This window comes from Flavobacterium sp. GNP008, from assembly GCF_056428965.1.
Genome location: NZ_JBWJVL010000089.1, coordinates 1 through 212 on the forward strand (window position 1 = coordinate 1; position 212 = coordinate 212).

The window sequence follows — 212 nt, forward strand, 5'->3', positions numbered from 1 at the left end:
GTTCAGCGACGCCGAAGCCGAGCTGATTGCCAGCAGCCTGCACGACCGCATGACCCAGATCATCGTCAGCCAGCTGGAACAGGCCGCCGGCCTGTTCAGCCACGCCGAGCCCAAGCCGCTCACCGCGATTGACGTGCTCGGCGGTGGCCGCGCCGCCCTCGAGAAAGCCAACACCGAACTGGGCCTGGCGCTCGCCGAAGATGAGATCGACT

General features: G+C 67.0%; 1 protein-coding gene. It reads left to right on the plus strand.

Features of this window, described 5'->3' with window-relative positions:
* Positions 1 to 212, plus strand: a 212-nt coding sequence (locus tag AC0608_RS14000; RefSeq protein WP_478289510.1) for a hypothetical protein, incomplete at both ends; no start/stop codon positions are given.